Genomic DNA, 13,276 nt, shown 5'->3' with positions numbered 1-13,276 from the left:
GGCAATGACGACTTTTTGGGCCGTCTGAGGCGCTCGAAGTTGCCGACAACCCCGTTTTGCGGCAGGTCCGGTCTAGATCCCCTGCAAAAGGCGATAAGAGACCTGAATGGATGTGAGGATCTGGATAAGCAAGACTCCCATTCCCACCAGTGCGATGCGTCGTTGCTGTTGAGAGAAGATCCCCCGTGTAAAGACAATCACTTCATAGGCTGAGCCGAGGACTAACAGCACAAACCACTCTGCAAGCACTCCGGCGAAAGGGTCGATCCCAATGTCAGGTGAAGGCCCCACCATCTTTAGTCGAAGCATCCACACGACGTAGGAGAGCCAGAAAGCTAGATTGCAATAGCCGATAAGAATCAATGCTCTTTTTGGTTGATTCAACCCACCTCGCAACGAGGCGAAGACGATGAGTAGCACCCCAACGAGGAGAGAAGTATCGGCGAGAAGATGCAATCGTGATGGATACAAGCCGGGAACGCTTCCAAGGATCAACCCTGCGACGAGAACTCTTGCGGAGCTTTTAGGCACCCCACGATCATAACGACTCGGAACTGCTCGGATTGATAAAGTGTGCAAACGTTCGAGTCACCCTGAAAGTCGTTGTTTTCGGTAATCACGGCCTCCAGGTTCGTGGTGACTTTGTGGTGCCTGTATGGTGTTCTTGTGGTCATTTGCGGTGCAGTTCTCACCACAAAGCCGCACTCCTTTGCCCGGAAAACCCAAAGAAAAAGGTAGAAAAACCGAAGCAAAGCCTAAAACTCACCACAAATCCCCACAAACACCCAAAAAATGGTCGATTGGTCCGGCCAGCATGAACGCTCTGATCAAAACTGGCCAGACCTGAAGCCCCACAAAGACGACTCAGCCTACTTCAAAGCCTGAGCCGTCTCCATCACCCGACACGCATGCAACTCCTGCAAGGCCACCACACTCAACTCCCCGGACTGCAACGACTGAATCCCTTCAGCCGCAGCCCTGGCCGCAGCCAGCGTCGTGATCGTAGGAATCCTCGCCAGCACCGCAGCCCGCCGAATCGCCTTCTCGTCGAAGAACGTATCCTGCCCGCGCGGCGTGTTGATGATCATCTGAATCCGGTCGCCCTTGATCAAGTCGACGACATTCGGCCGCCCTTCCTTCACCTTGAACACCCGCTCCGGCTGCAGCCCAGCCTCTTCGAGCACCGCCGCAGTCCCATGCGTCGCCACCAGGTGGAACCCCATCTCCACAAACTGTCGTGCCAGCTTCACCGCGCCATCCTTGTCATGGTCGTTGACGCTCAGGAACACCGTCCCCTGCATCGGCAGCACCTGGCCCGCGGCAATCTGCGCCTTCGCAAACGCCTCGCCAAAGTTATCCGCCACGCCCATCACCTCACCGGTCGACTTCATCTCCGGCCCAAGCACCGTATCCACGCCCGGGAACTTGCCCCAAGGGAACACAGGCGACTTCACAAAGTAGTGCGACCCCGTCCCCAGATCCTGACCGCTCGCCACATACTCCGGCAGCAACTCCTTCAGCTTCCGCCCCACCATGATACGGCTTGCAATCTTAGCCAGCGGCACGCCTGTAGCCTTCGAAACATAAGGCACCGTGCGCGACGCACGAGGATTCACCTCGATCACAAACACCTTGCCACGCTGAATCGCAAACTGGATATTCACCAGCCCGATCACATCCAGCGCCTTCGCCAGCGCCCGCGTGTACGTCCGAATCGTCTCCTTGACCTCATCCGTCAAATCGACCGAAGGCAGCACACAAGAAGAGTCGCCCGAGTGAATCCCAGCCTCTTCGATATGCTGCATGATCCCCGCAATGACCACATCGTCGCCATCGCAAAGCGCGTCCACATCACACTCCGTCGCATCCTCCAGGAAGTGGTCGATCAGCACCGGCCGCTCCTGCGAGTATTCGATCGCCGTGCTCATGTACTTGATCACCGCCTCATCGTCATATGCGATCACCATCGCCCGTCCGCCCAGCACATAGCTGGGCCTGACCAGCACCGGGTACCCCACGCGATTCGCGCCCGCCACAGCCTCGGCAACACTGGTAGCCAGCGCACCCTCAGGCTGAGGGATCTCCAACTCTTCAATCAGCTTGCCGAACCGTTTCCGGTCCTCAGCCAGGTCGATCGACTCCGGCGAAGTCCCAATGATCGGCACGCCGGCCTTCTTCAGCGGCAGCGAAAGGTTCAGCGGAGTCTGCCCGCCAAACTGCACGATCATCCCGATCTCCGCACCGCTCTGCGCCTCATGCTCATAAACCCCAAGCACGTCCTCCAGCGTCAGCGGCTCAAAGTAAAGCCGATCGGAGGTGTCGTAGTCCGTCGAAACCGTCTCCGGATTGCAGTTGACCATGATGGTCTCGTAGCCATCCTCACGCAGCGCAAACGCCGCATGGCAGCAGCAGTAGTCGAACTCGATCCCCTGCCCGATCCGGTTCGGCCCACTGCCCAGAATCAGAATCTTCTTCTTCCCCGTCGGCGCCGCCTCGTCCTCTTCGTCGTAGCAGCTATACAGGTACGGCGTGAAGCTCTCGAACTCGCCCGCACACGTATCCACCATCTTGTACACCGGCATCACGTTCAGCTTCTTGCGCAGCGCCCGAACAGCCGCCGTACCCTCCGCGCCCGTCAGCCCCCAACCCGCAGCCAGCCGCTCATCGGAGATCCCCATCCGCTTCGCCGCACGCAGCTCCTCAGCCGTCACAGTCTCCATCGTCGCAGACCCGATAGCCTTGATCTCATCCGTGATCTGCTTCATCTGGTGCAGGAACCACGGGTCCATCCCCGTCATGCGTGAGACCTCACGCACCGTCATCCCACGCTCAAACGCATACCGCACGTAGCTCAAACGCTCCGGATGCGGCGTAACCAGCCTCTGCGTCAAACGCCTCGGCTCAATGTCATCCGCCGTAGCCTTCTTGCCCGTCTCCAGCGACCGAACCGCCTTCATCATCGCTTCCTTGAAGGTCCGCCCAATCGCCATGACCTCGCCGACAGACTTCATCTGAACGGACAGGTTCTCGTCCGCACCGGGAAACTTCTCGAACTGCCACTTGGGAATCTTGACGACGACATAGTCGATGGTGGGTTCGAAACAAGCGGGCGTGGCCTTGGTAATGTCGTTCTGCAACTCATCCAGCGTGTAGCCAACCGCAAGGCGGGCAGCGATCTTCGCAATCGGAAATCCAGTAGCCTTTGAAGCTAGAGCAGAAGACCGCGACACACGCGGATTCATCTCGATCACGGTCATGCGGCCGTTCTGCGGATTGACCGCGAACTGCACGTTGCTGCCGCCGGTCTCGACGCCGATCTCACGGATCACCGCAATCGCCGCATCGCGCATCGCCTGATACTCGCGGTCGGTCAGCGTCTGCGCCGGAGCCACGGTAATCGAGTCGCCCGTATGCACGCCCATGGGGTCAAAGTTTTCAATCGAGCAGATGATGATGACGTTATCTTTGAGGTCGCGTACGACCTCGAGCTCGTACTCCTTCCAGCCCAGAACGCTCTCTTCGATCAAGCACTCGGAGACCGGCGAGAGATCGATGCCGCGGGAGAGAATCTCAGTCATCTCCTGGCGGTTATAGGCGATGCCGCCGCCACTTCCGCCCAGCGTAAAGCTCGGCCGAATCACCGCCGGAAACCCGATCTTCCCCGCAAACGCCAGACCATCGCTGACATTGTTCACAAGCTGCGACTTCGGCATATCCAGCCCGATCTTGTTCATCGCATCCTTGAACAGAAGCCGGTCCTCAGCCTTCTTGATTGCCTCCAGCTTCGCCCCAATCAGCTCCACGCCGTACTTCTCGAGCACGCCGGAATCCGCCAGATCCACCGCCAGATTCAGCGCCGTCTGCCCACCCACCGTAGGCAGCACCGCAAACACCCCCTTCTTCCCGGACGCCGCGAGCATCTCCACTTCAACCCGCAGAATCTCCTCAACATAAGTCGTCGTCAGAGGCTCAATATAAGTCCGATCCGCCACCTCAGGATCAGTCATGATCGAAGCCGGGTTAGAGTTCACCAGCACGACCTCATAGCCCTCAGCCTTCAGAGCCTTACAAGCCTGTGTCCCCGAGTAATCGAACTCAGCCGACTGCCCAATCACAATCGGCCCAGAGCCGATCACCAAAATCTTCGCAATATCATTCCTACGCGGCATCTTCTTAGCTTTCCTTACGTTCTAGCGGCGCGACATCCATCCCGCCATCCATGTTGTTGCCGTTGCTTTGGCTGCTGCTGTTGCTTCGTCCGTTGCTTTTGCTTTGGCTGCTGCTGTTGCTTTGTCCGTTGCTTTGAAAGGGCAGGGCTTTAGCCCCGCCGTCAAGGCCCACCACAAAACCGGGCTTTAGCCCCCGAGGGAGTTCATCCAACTCAAATCTCCCCGAAGCCGAGCAATATAAATACTCCTCTGCCCTACTCACAATTCCGGCCTTCACCGCATTCCGCTCGATGTACTGAATATGCACGTCACAATCCGCCACATCTCGAATCCGATGATCGGAAAAACCCGCAACCCACACATCGCCATTCCATCCCAGCTCTTTCTTAGCCCGAAACGAAAACCCGCCCTTGATGAACTGAACCGCTCGTTCAAGGCTATCTCTGGGTGTAAGCAAAGCATGGAAATGATCAGGCATCACGGTAAACGCATGAAGCGCAAACCGATCAGGCCTATAAGAAAGCAAGCTAGCGGTAAACAAATCAGCCCACCGCTCATTCCGAAAAAAGCATTGTCGTCCAGCCGAATTCGAAGTCACGAAGTAGGTTTGCCCGTTATTCGTGGCTACCTCGCGCGTCGGTCTCATCGGCTCCCTCGGGGGCTGAAGCCCCATTCTCTTCATACAAATTGGCGCGGCTGAAGCCGCGCCCTTTCAAAGCCTTACTTCTTCCACTCTTCCATCATCTTCCGAAAATCCCTGAAAAGATAATGCGAGTCATGCGGCCCCGGGCTAGCCTCCGGGTGATACTGCACGCTGAACATCGGATCGGTCTTATGCCGCAGTCCAGCCAGCGTCTGATCGTTCAGGTTCGTATGCGTCTTCTCCACATCGCTCGGCAGACTCTCAGGATCGACGTTGTAGTTATGGTTCTGCGCCGTGATCTCCACCTTCCCCGTCCGGTGATTCAGAATCGGATGGTTCCCGCCGTGATGCCCAAACTTCAGCTTGTAGGTCTTGCCCCCAAGCGCCAGCCCAAAGATCTGGTGCCCAAGACAGATCCCAAACAGCGGAGCCTGTCCTTTCAGCTTCTGCACATTCTCAATCGCATAGTCCAGAGGCTCCGGATCGCCCGGCCCGTTCGAGAAGAAAATCCCATCCGGCTTCAACGCCATGACATCCTCAGCAGACGTCCGAGCAGGCACCACAGTCACGCGGCAACCCTCACGCGTCAGCATCCGCAGAATGTTGTCCTTGATCCCAAAGTCATACGCGACCACATGCATCTCGTCGCTATCCTTGGCGGAGTCCTCAGCCGGCAGCCACTTGTCGCCAGTCTGATTCTTAGGCTCCGTCGAAGACCACTCATAGATAACCTTCGTCGTCACAACCGAAGCCAGATCGTTCCCATCCATCTTGCGGATCGCCTTGGCCTTCGCCACCAGCGCCGCCTCATCCAGGCTCTCGCCGCTGGCAATCACGCCGCGCATCACACCGTTGGCCCGCAGATGTCGCACCACGGCCCGCGTATCCACCTCGCCGATCACCGGAATCCCATTCCGCTCCAGATACTCATCGGCAACTTCGGTCGACCGCCAGTTCGAGCTCATCGGCGAAAACTCCCGCACAATCAGCCCTTCGATCATCGGCTTCGCACTCTCCGCATCATGCGGAGTAGTCCCATAGTTCCCAATGTGAGGATTCGTCAGAACGACAATCTGACCCGCATAAGAAGGATCGGTAAAGATCTCCTGGTAGCCGGTCAACGAGGTATTGAACACCACCTCACCGGAGCATTCGGTCGCGGCCCCGTATCCTTTACCGCGAAAGATGCGCCCGTCTTCGAGCGCCAGCACAGCCTGCATTGCATCTCCTGCTTTTTGGCGTAGATTCAATCAATTCTATCAGGCTGAAACCTCTCATTCTCATTACAACCACGCAAAGAAAAACCCGGCACTTGGCCGGGTTTCGCTCTCGCTTGCAGACCGCAGTCTAGCGATGGTGATAGTGATGATGACGGCGGTGGTGGTGGTACTCAGCGCTGGCCGGGATAACGGAACCGGCAAGCACAACCAGACCAAATACAGCGAGCAAAAGATTGCGTAGCTTCATATCTTTCTCCTCCAACGATCCACCGTGCAGCCGTCCGCACGGTTGGGCCATTCGCAGCATATAGGGTGTGACACACAATCAGTGCAAAGAGTTTCTTTCCCCAACCATTCTCATGTGGAAATCATTCAAATCGCAATCCGGCTTCAGGAAATGTCCACCAGCACATCGTCCCCTTCAACCTTCAGCGGAAACACATCCACCCGTTCCTTCTCCGGATAGTCCGCAATCCCTGTCCTCACATCGAACGCCCACGAGTGCCACGGACACACCACCGCGTTTCCCTCCATCCACCCCTGCCCCAGCGGCCCCCGCCGATGCGGACACCAGTTATCCACCGCACAAAGCTCCCCACCCGTCTTCGCCACGCAGATCGAAACCCCCTCGACCTCCGCCTCCATCACCTTGCCTTCTTCCGGCCCCTCACCCACCCCAAACAATCGAACCCACTGCGCCATAAGCACCTCACCTCCATCTTAAACGACCTCACTCTGCTACCCTCGCAGAGGAACCAGATGGCAAACCCTAAGCAGAAGAAGCACGTCCCCACCCCTCGTCAATACCCTCCGCGACCCCCCGCAGGCCCACCAGAAGTCGTCAATCCTATCTGGCTCCTCAAAGCCGTCGGCATCACCATCGCCGCCGCACTCATCTGCGCCTATCTCACCCTCTGCCTCCTCGTCTATCAGGGCCAATGGCAGCTCGTCCTCCACCCTACCGTCTCCACCGAGGCCCTTACCCTCCCCGACGCCACCACCATCCGCTTCGGCGCAGCCGAAACCGGCCAGCCAGCCCTCTCCGGCCTCTACCTTCCCGCCTCAACCCCCTCAGACCGCACCATCCTCTACCTCCCCGACGCCACCGGCAGCCTCGCCGCCAACGCCGCCACCCTCACCCAGCTCCACACCCTCCCCCTCAATCTCTTCGCCTTCGACTACCGCGGCTTCGGCGCCAGCGCCCGCACCCAGCACCCCACCGAGCTGCGCATGACCGAAGATGCCGAGTCCGCACTCGACTACCTCATCAACACCCGCCACATCCGCCCCCAGACCATCGTCCCCTACGGCGTCGGCCTCGGCGCATCCCTCGCCGCCACCCTTGCCGCCCGCCACCCCGAGCTCCCCGCCGTTATCCTCGAATCCGCCGTCCCCGACGTCCTAACCCAGGCCCGCGCCGACTCCCGCGCCGGCCTCGTCCCCCTCTCCCTTCTCTTCCACGAGCAATTCCTCATCGCCCCCACCCTCTCCACCCTCACCACCCCCAAGCTCCTCCTCACCACCGGCCCCAGCCCCATCACCCCCCACGCAACCCCGGAAACCCTCTACCGCAATGCCCACGCCCCCAGCCGCACCACCCACCTCATCTCCCCCCAGGACCCTCAGTTCCCCACCGTCATCCAACGTTTCCTTGACGAATACCTCCACTAAATTCGCGCAGGAAATCGCTTAGAATCAACCCAAATGACCCGCCAGCTCAACCGACTCCAACCCTGGGGCATCTGCCTCCTCCGCATCGTCCTCGGCGTCGCCATGACCTACCACGGCTACCAGCACCTCATCCCACCCGGCGGCCTCCACCGCTCCAACCCCCTCGGCGGATTCGACTACTTCAACCACTTCGTCGTCTCCCTCGGCCTCCCCTACTGGCTCGGCTACGTCTCCGTCTGCACAGAGTTCCTCGGCGGCCTCTGCCTCGTCCTCGGCTTCCTTACCCGATCCGCCGCCTTCATGGTCGCCGGCAACATGCTCGTAGCCCTCATCAAGGTCAACCTCCACCACGGCTACGCCGGCTCCGAGTACACCCTCGCCCTCATCGCCATGGCCCTCCTCCTCGTCCTCACCGGCTCCGGCACCCTCGCCCTCGATCGCCGCTTAGGCCTCTCCTAACTGGTTTCTCACTGCCCCACCACTACCTCACCACTAACGCCACACTGCATTTCACTGTCTTAAAGAAGTGAAGGCGCCCGATATTCAGGGCGCCTTACATATAGGTAGGGAGTGGTGTTGCAGATAGGGGAAACCGAACCGAGGGAACTGAAAGTTCGGCGCTTGCTACATTCATTAAGACGCGGAACCCGCGAAAAAGTTGTTCCGTAAATGAAGAATAAGGGTACTATCCCAAAGTCGTCTCTACAACCAACGCACCAGTACTGAAACCAAGCGGGTTACACAAAATTCAGGAACCCTGAAGGATCAAGCTGTGCACCCGGAAACACCGTCTCCAGCTTCCGCGCACCCAAAGTCTTATAAGCAGCCTCGCCCAGCACCCGGCGGAAATCCGTCGTCACCGCCAGGTCCCTGCCCTCATTCAACTGAGCGTTATCCAGCCCCGGCCACTTTCCATACACCTTCCCACCCTTCACCGTACCGCCCAGCACGAACATCGCATTCGCATGTCCGTGGTCGGTCCCGCCCGTCCCATTCTGCTTCGCCGTCCGGCCGAACTCGCTCATCGTCACCAGCGTAATGTTCTCCGCGCCGTCGCCCATATCCTTCCAGAACGCCGCAATCCCATTCGCAAACTCGGTCAGCCGATTCGCCAACTGCCCCGTAGCCGCCCCCTGGTTCTGGTGCGTATCCCATCCCCCGATATCTGAAAACGCAGCCTCTACCCCAAGGTTCGCCTTCATCAACTGCGCAATCTGCTTCAGCGAGTTCCCAAACGGAGTATTCGGATACGTCACCCCCGCCGCCGGCTGATAGTGCGCCGGATCGGCAGCCTTCAGCATCTTCACCGCCTCAAACGTCTCCTGCCCCGTCCCATGCAGCACCGCGTCGGAGCTCTCGTCATACATCGCCTGAAACGCATTCGAAATCGCCGAAGTGGTCGGACCTTTCCCGCCCACAGAAAAATCCGCCAGATTACTCACCGCAATCGCCGGCATCTTCCCCTGCAGCGTCCGCGGCACCTGTGTCCCCAGCGCCACCGCCCGAAACGCCGAAGGCGCACCCGCCGGCACCGGCCCAGCCAGCAGCGCCCGATTCAACCAGCCATCCTGGGTCGACTTCACCCCAGGAGTCCCCGACTCCATAAAATCCTGCGCATCAAAGTGCGACCGCGTCGTATCCGTCGACCCCGCCGCATGAATCACCGCCAGATGTCCCTGGTCATACAGCGGTTTGAAGGCCGCCATCGCCGGATGCAACCCAAAGAACCCATTCAGGTCCAGCACATCCTTCTGCTGAATCGCGATCGTAGGCCGCATCGCATAGTAGTTCTTCTCTTGATAAGGCACGACAATGTTCAGTCCATCCGCAGCCCCACGCTGAAACAGAACCACCAGCCTCTTGTTCGAGGCCGCCGCCGTAGTAGCCTCCGCCATCACGCTCCGCAGCAGAAACCCCGGAATCACAGAGGTCCCAATCAGCGCCAGCGCCCCACCTTTCATAAACCCTCGCCGAGTAGCCCCACCCGCCAACCCGCGCCGCGCGACATCCCGCCCCTGCATATCGCAACCCCAGTCGCTCCGGTCCATCAGTGTCTGCCGAATGTTCGCCATGTCAGATAACCCCTACTCAGTAAAACTCTACGCCTACAACAAAGTTGCTCATCTTACGTCGTCATTCTGAGCGAAGCTCAGAACCTCCGTATTGGTCGTTGCCGTTGCTCTTGCTCTTGTCTTTGTCTGTCCTATCAGTCTCGATCGCTCTTATCAATCTTGATCAACTCAGTCTGTTCGCCATGAAGCGGCACCTTCCCTCCTACCGCCGCTGAAACTCCGGAGACCCCAACAAAAGCCCAGCCATCACCGCAGCCTGAGCATCATCCGGAGATCCACCCCCAGCCATCACCCTCAAGCCCTTCCCCGCACCTTTCTTCCCCCCGCCACTCAAATCAAACTGAGCCGCAGCCTGATCCGCAATCCCCCCATCCTTGGATTGACTCAGCACCGCCGCCCGAGTCTTCTCACTTACCGCAAACCCCAGCAGTATCCCCTCCAGCCGCCGTTCCTTGGCATCCGCCTCGTAGGAAACATTCTGAACACCCCCCAGCAGCCGCCCCCACTCCGTCCGAGCCCCAGGCATCCGGTCATCCGTCAGCACCAGCGCAAAGTTCATCCGGCTCACCAACGCCCCCGTGCTCACCCAACCATCCTTCATCCAGCTATACCCATTCGGCGTCTGCATCCCGTACAGCGGCATCCCCAGCTTATCCAGCGCCTTCACCAGCGGCTGCGCGTTATTCACCTCAACCCCACCCGCCCTCACCGCAGAAACCACAAACTCCAACGGCGTCTTCACCTTCGCCCGCTCCACATCTGGAGCCCAGAACTCCGGCGCATCGAACATCGTCCGCAGCACCGTCTTGATATCCCCATGGCTCGCCAGAAAGCTAGTCGTCATCCGGTCGATCAGCGCCTGCGGAGGCGCATCGCTCACAAACCGAACCGCCAGCTTGGTCGAAATAAACCGAGCCGTAGCCGGGCTCGTCGCCAGCATATGCAGCACCTCGAGCCCTTCCTTCTCGCCCCCTTCCTTGATCGTCTGCCCCATCACCACCTTCGCGCCCGGCTCATGCCGCCGCCCGTCGAACACGAACCCACCCGCCCCATCCTCCGCCTGTCCATACGGCTTATCAATCGTCCACCCCGTAAACACCTTCGCCACCTGCGTCACATCCGCCTGCGAATACCCGCCCCCCACACCCAGCGTATGCAGTTCCATCAACTCGCGCCCGTAGTTCTCGTTCAGCCCAGCACTGGCATTCTTCGCAATCGGCCCATTCGGACGCATCTGCTGAATCCGCTTGATCCTCGCCGCCGCCTGCGAGTCCGGCCCCGTGCTCCGCCAGTTGTCCAGATACATCAGCATCGCCGGACTCTTCGCCGTCGCCACCAACAGGTCTTCAAAGCTCCCCAGCGCATGTGGCCGAATCGTCTCCCGCTCATACGTCGGAATCAGATAAGGCTCCTGCTGGTTCTTCCGCAGATACACATTAAAGTGGTTCAGCCAGAAGTCCGTCATCACCGCTTCGAGCTGACGGTCGCTATAAATATCCCGCTCCAGCCGGCTCTCCATGCTCTCCAGCGCCACCATCCGCACCGCACCCGGCAGAGCCTGCAACGTCTCCTTCTGCACCGGCGTCAACCCATCCACCAACTGCAAAAGCTCCCTCGGCTTCATCCCTCGCCGCAGACTCACCAGGTCGCCCGCCGGCAACGCCAGCAGACTGTCATACCGTTGCGCCGGAGGCTGATTGACGATCGCCATCACCGCCTCATGGCTCATCCCACCCGCAACCGGCCCATCCATCATCGGCTCCGCAGCCGAAACCTCATTCGCAGCCAGCGGCTTGTCTCCCGCAGTCTGCCCCGGGGCCAACTGCCCCGCAGCCATCATTCCATCCGCATCCACCGGCTCAGCCGCCGCCTGCTTCAGAGTCTCTTTCCCCGCCTTCTGTGCCTTCTGCATCTTGTAAAACGCAACCTCATCCGTCGCAATCACCCGAGCCGTAGGATCGCTCGGCAGCGCCCTCCGTCCAGCCTCCATCGCCCGAATCGCCTGCGGCCCCGGATACCGGCTCATCAACTCCCCCACCGAAAGCCCCATCGCCGGAAACTGCGCCAGCCTGGCATCGAGCGCCGAATCATCGATCTTCCCCGGCTCAAGCTGCAGGTCGAACCACCGTTTCAACCCCATCGCCTTCACCGCCGTCACATCCCCCGGCCTCGGCCCAAACGTAAACCGGTTCAGCGCATGAAGCACCCGCGCGTCCCCCCGCAACTCCGTCCCAGCCGGAACCGCCGCCACCAAAGGCTCCCCCGCTAGCAACCCACAGAGCGAAACCGCTAACGTCATCCGGCCAAGTGCTTTCAAATCAACAGTCATGGGAAAGGCTCCTACCAGAACAAACCCTACTATCACCCAAAGTTGCGCCCAACGCGCTTTTGTTTTGCCACTCCCCGACGCCCGCACGGAGCCGCACGGAAATTCCACCCACCCATCCGTCATAATCAAAGAAGCAATGACCCCCCCCCACACCACTCCCCTCCGCGTAGTAGCCATAGGCGGCGGCACCGGCCTCTCCACCCTCCTCCGCGGCCTCAAGCGATACGTAGCCGCCCCCATCGGCACCGCACCCCCGAATAACCAAGACCCCGCCTGCAAAGACCTCCCCTGCCTCATCCGGGATCTCGCCGCCGTCGTCACCGTCACCGACGATGGAGGCTCCTCAGGCCGTCTTCGCGAAGACTTCAAGATGCTTCCCCCCGGCGACGTGCGCAACTGCATGGTCGCCCTCTCGGAAGACGAGCACCTCCTCTCCAAGCTCTTCCAGTTCCGCTTCGCCCAGGGCGACCTCCAGGGCCACTCCTTCGGCAACCTCTTCCTCGCCGCCCTCTCCCACATCACGGGCGACTTCGCCCAGGCCGTCCAGATGTCCTCCCAGATCCTCGCCACGCGAGGCGTCATCTACCCCGCCACCAACACCGACGTCACTCTCTCCGCCCGCATGGACGACGGCACCATCGTCAACGGTGAAACCAACATCACCGCCAGCCAGCGCCGCATCGTAGAGCTCACCCTCTCGCCCGCAGACGCCCAGCCCCTCCCTGAAGCCATCGAAGCCATCCGCAACGCAGACCTCATCACCCTCGGCCCCGGCTCCCTCTACACCAGCCTCATCACCAACCTCCTGGTCAAAGGCATCCCGGAAGCCCTCGCCGCCTCCAAAGCCACCCGAGTCTACGTCTGCAATCTCATGACCCAGGCCAACGAGTCCATCGGCCTCACCGCATCCGAGCACATCGAAAAGATCCTCCAGCACGCCGGCGGGCACCCCATCTTCGACTACGCCCTCATCAACACCGCCCCCATCAGCCCCACCCTCTTGGCCCAATACGCCCGCGAAGGCCAGCAACCCATAGAGCCCGACCTCGCCCGCATCCGTTCCTTAGGCGTGGAACCCATCACCGGCCCCTTCGTCCACGAAGGCGATGTCCTTCGCCACGACTACGACAAAGTCACCGACTCCCTCCTCAAACTAGCCCTGTAGTTGTACT

11 protein-coding genes are annotated in these 13,276 nt (G+C 59.9%); 4 read left to right on the top strand and 7 right to left on the bottom strand.

All coding sequences use genetic code 11. From position 1 onward, the window contains the following. Window positions 1-72: 72 nt before the first annotated feature. Complete coding sequence (locus tag ACIX9_RS07865) at window positions 73-531, bottom strand: hypothetical protein (protein WP_232298817.1); 459 nt, start codon at window positions 529-531, stop codon at window positions 73-75. Between the two features lie 124 nt (window positions 532-655). Between ACIX9_RS07865 and ACIX9_RS26360 the strand changes: the two genes are divergently transcribed. After that, entirely contained in the window at window positions 656-847 is a 192-nt protein-coding gene (locus ACIX9_RS26360) for a hypothetical protein (RefSeq protein ID WP_198152178.1), read from the top strand. A 22-nt stretch (window positions 848-869) separates the two neighbouring features. Here ACIX9_RS26360 and carB read toward each other — a convergent pair whose 3' ends face one another. The 4 genes from carB to ACIX9_RS07845 all read right to left on the bottom strand — a co-directional run bounded on the left by carB (window position 870) and on the right by ACIX9_RS07845 (window position 6,734). After that, entirely contained in the window at window positions 870-4,169 is a 3,300-nt protein-coding gene (carB, locus tag ACIX9_RS07860; protein WP_013579948.1) for a carbamoyl-phosphate synthase large subunit, read from the bottom strand. A 4-nt stretch (window positions 4,170-4,173) separates the two neighbouring features. After that, window positions 4,174-4,815, bottom strand: a complete 642-nt coding sequence (locus tag ACIX9_RS07855; protein WP_013579947.1) for an REP-associated tyrosine transposase — start codon at window positions 4,813-4,815, stop codon at window positions 4,174-4,176. A 74-nt stretch (window positions 4,816-4,889) separates the two neighbouring features. Next, window positions 4,890-6,032: a glutamine-hydrolyzing carbamoyl-phosphate synthase small subunit gene (carA, locus tag ACIX9_RS07850; RefSeq protein ID WP_013579946.1), complete on the bottom strand. Its 1,143-nt coding sequence runs from the start codon at window positions 6,030-6,032 to the stop codon at window positions 4,890-4,892. Between the two features lie 390 nt (window positions 6,033-6,422). Further along, window positions 6,423-6,734, bottom strand: coding sequence for a Rieske (2Fe-2S) protein (locus ACIX9_RS07845; RefSeq protein ID WP_013579944.1), 312 nt, complete (start codon window positions 6,732-6,734; stop codon window positions 6,423-6,425). A 57-nt stretch (window positions 6,735-6,791) separates the two neighbouring features. Here ACIX9_RS07845 and ACIX9_RS07840 point away from each other — a divergent pair, with 57 nt between their 5' ends. Both ACIX9_RS07840 and ACIX9_RS07835 read left to right on the top strand, forming a co-directional pair. Beyond that, a complete protein-coding gene (locus tag ACIX9_RS07840; protein WP_013579943.1) occupies window positions 6,792-7,703 on the top strand; it encodes an alpha/beta hydrolase in 912 nt (303 codons plus the stop codon). A 33-nt stretch (window positions 7,704-7,736) separates the two neighbouring features. Continuing rightward, entirely contained in the window at window positions 7,737-8,162 is a 426-nt protein-coding gene (locus ACIX9_RS07835; protein ID WP_013579942.1) for a DoxX family protein, read from the top strand. Between the two features lie 278 nt (window positions 8,163-8,440). On the opposite strand, the gene ACIX9_RS07830 is transcribed toward ACIX9_RS07835, so the two are convergent. Together ACIX9_RS07830 and ACIX9_RS07825 are read right to left on the bottom strand one after the other, a co-directional pair. After that, entirely contained in the window at window positions 8,441-9,775 is a 1,335-nt protein-coding gene (locus ACIX9_RS07830) for a DUF1501 domain-containing protein (protein ID WP_013579941.1), read from the bottom strand. A 202-nt stretch (window positions 9,776-9,977) separates the two neighbouring features. After that, on the bottom strand, window positions 9,978-12,104 hold the full coding sequence (locus tag ACIX9_RS07825; protein ID WP_013579940.1) for a DUF1800 domain-containing protein: 2,127 nt from the start codon (window positions 12,102-12,104) through the stop codon (window positions 9,978-9,980). A 136-nt stretch (window positions 12,105-12,240) separates the two neighbouring features. On the opposite strand from ACIX9_RS07825, the gene ACIX9_RS07820 reads away from it, so the two are divergent. Next, complete coding sequence (locus ACIX9_RS07820; RefSeq protein WP_013579939.1) at window positions 12,241-13,269, top strand: gluconeogenesis factor YvcK family protein; 1,029 nt, start codon at window positions 12,241-12,243, stop codon at window positions 13,267-13,269. Window positions 13,270-13,276 lie beyond the last annotated feature (7 nt).

This window comes from Granulicella tundricola MP5ACTX9 (genome assembly GCF_000178975.2).
Taxonomy (GTDB): Bacteria; Acidobacteriota; Terriglobia; order Terriglobales; family Acidobacteriaceae; genus Edaphobacter; species Edaphobacter tundricola.
Note: the sequence above shows the minus strand (reverse complement) of the source record. Positions and strands in the feature narration are given on the sequence as shown.

What these genes read in the sequence shown, in the direction of transcription:
- carA (WP_013579946.1), bottom strand. Translation starts at nt 6,032, where the DNA reads ATGCAGGCTGTGCTGGCGCTCGAAGACGGGCGCATCTTTCGCGGTAAA.
- ACIX9_RS07830 (WP_013579941.1), bottom strand. Translation starts at nt 9,775, where the DNA reads ATGGCGAACATTCGGCAGACACTGATGGACCGGAGCGACTGGGGTTGC.
- ACIX9_RS07835 (WP_013579942.1), top strand. Translation starts at nt 7,737, where the DNA reads ATGACCCGCCAGCTCAACCGACTCCAACCCTGGGGCATCTGCCTCCTC.
- ACIX9_RS07845 (WP_013579944.1), bottom strand. Translation starts at nt 6,734, where the DNA reads ATGGCGCAGTGGGTTCGATTGTTTGGGGTGGGTGAGGGGCCGGAAGAA.
- ACIX9_RS07820 (WP_013579939.1), top strand. Translation starts at nt 12,241, where the DNA reads ATGACCCCCCCCCACACCACTCCCCTCCGCGTAGTAGCCATAGGCGGC.
- ACIX9_RS07825 (WP_013579940.1), bottom strand. Translation starts at nt 12,104, where the DNA reads ATGACTGTTGATTTGAAAGCACTTGGCCGGATGACGTTAGCGGTTTCG.
- ACIX9_RS07855 (WP_013579947.1), bottom strand. Translation starts at nt 4,815, where the DNA reads ATGAGACCGACGCGCGAGGTAGCCACGAATAACGGGCAAACCTACTTC.
- ACIX9_RS26360 (WP_198152178.1), top strand. Translation starts at nt 656, where the DNA reads ATGGTGTTCTTGTGGTCATTTGCGGTGCAGTTCTCACCACAAAGCCGC.
- ACIX9_RS07840 (WP_013579943.1), top strand. Translation starts at nt 6,792, where the DNA reads ATGGCAAACCCTAAGCAGAAGAAGCACGTCCCCACCCCTCGTCAATAC.
- carB (WP_013579948.1), bottom strand. Translation starts at nt 4,169, where the DNA reads ATGCCGCGTAGGAATGATATTGCGAAGATTTTGGTGATCGGCTCTGGG.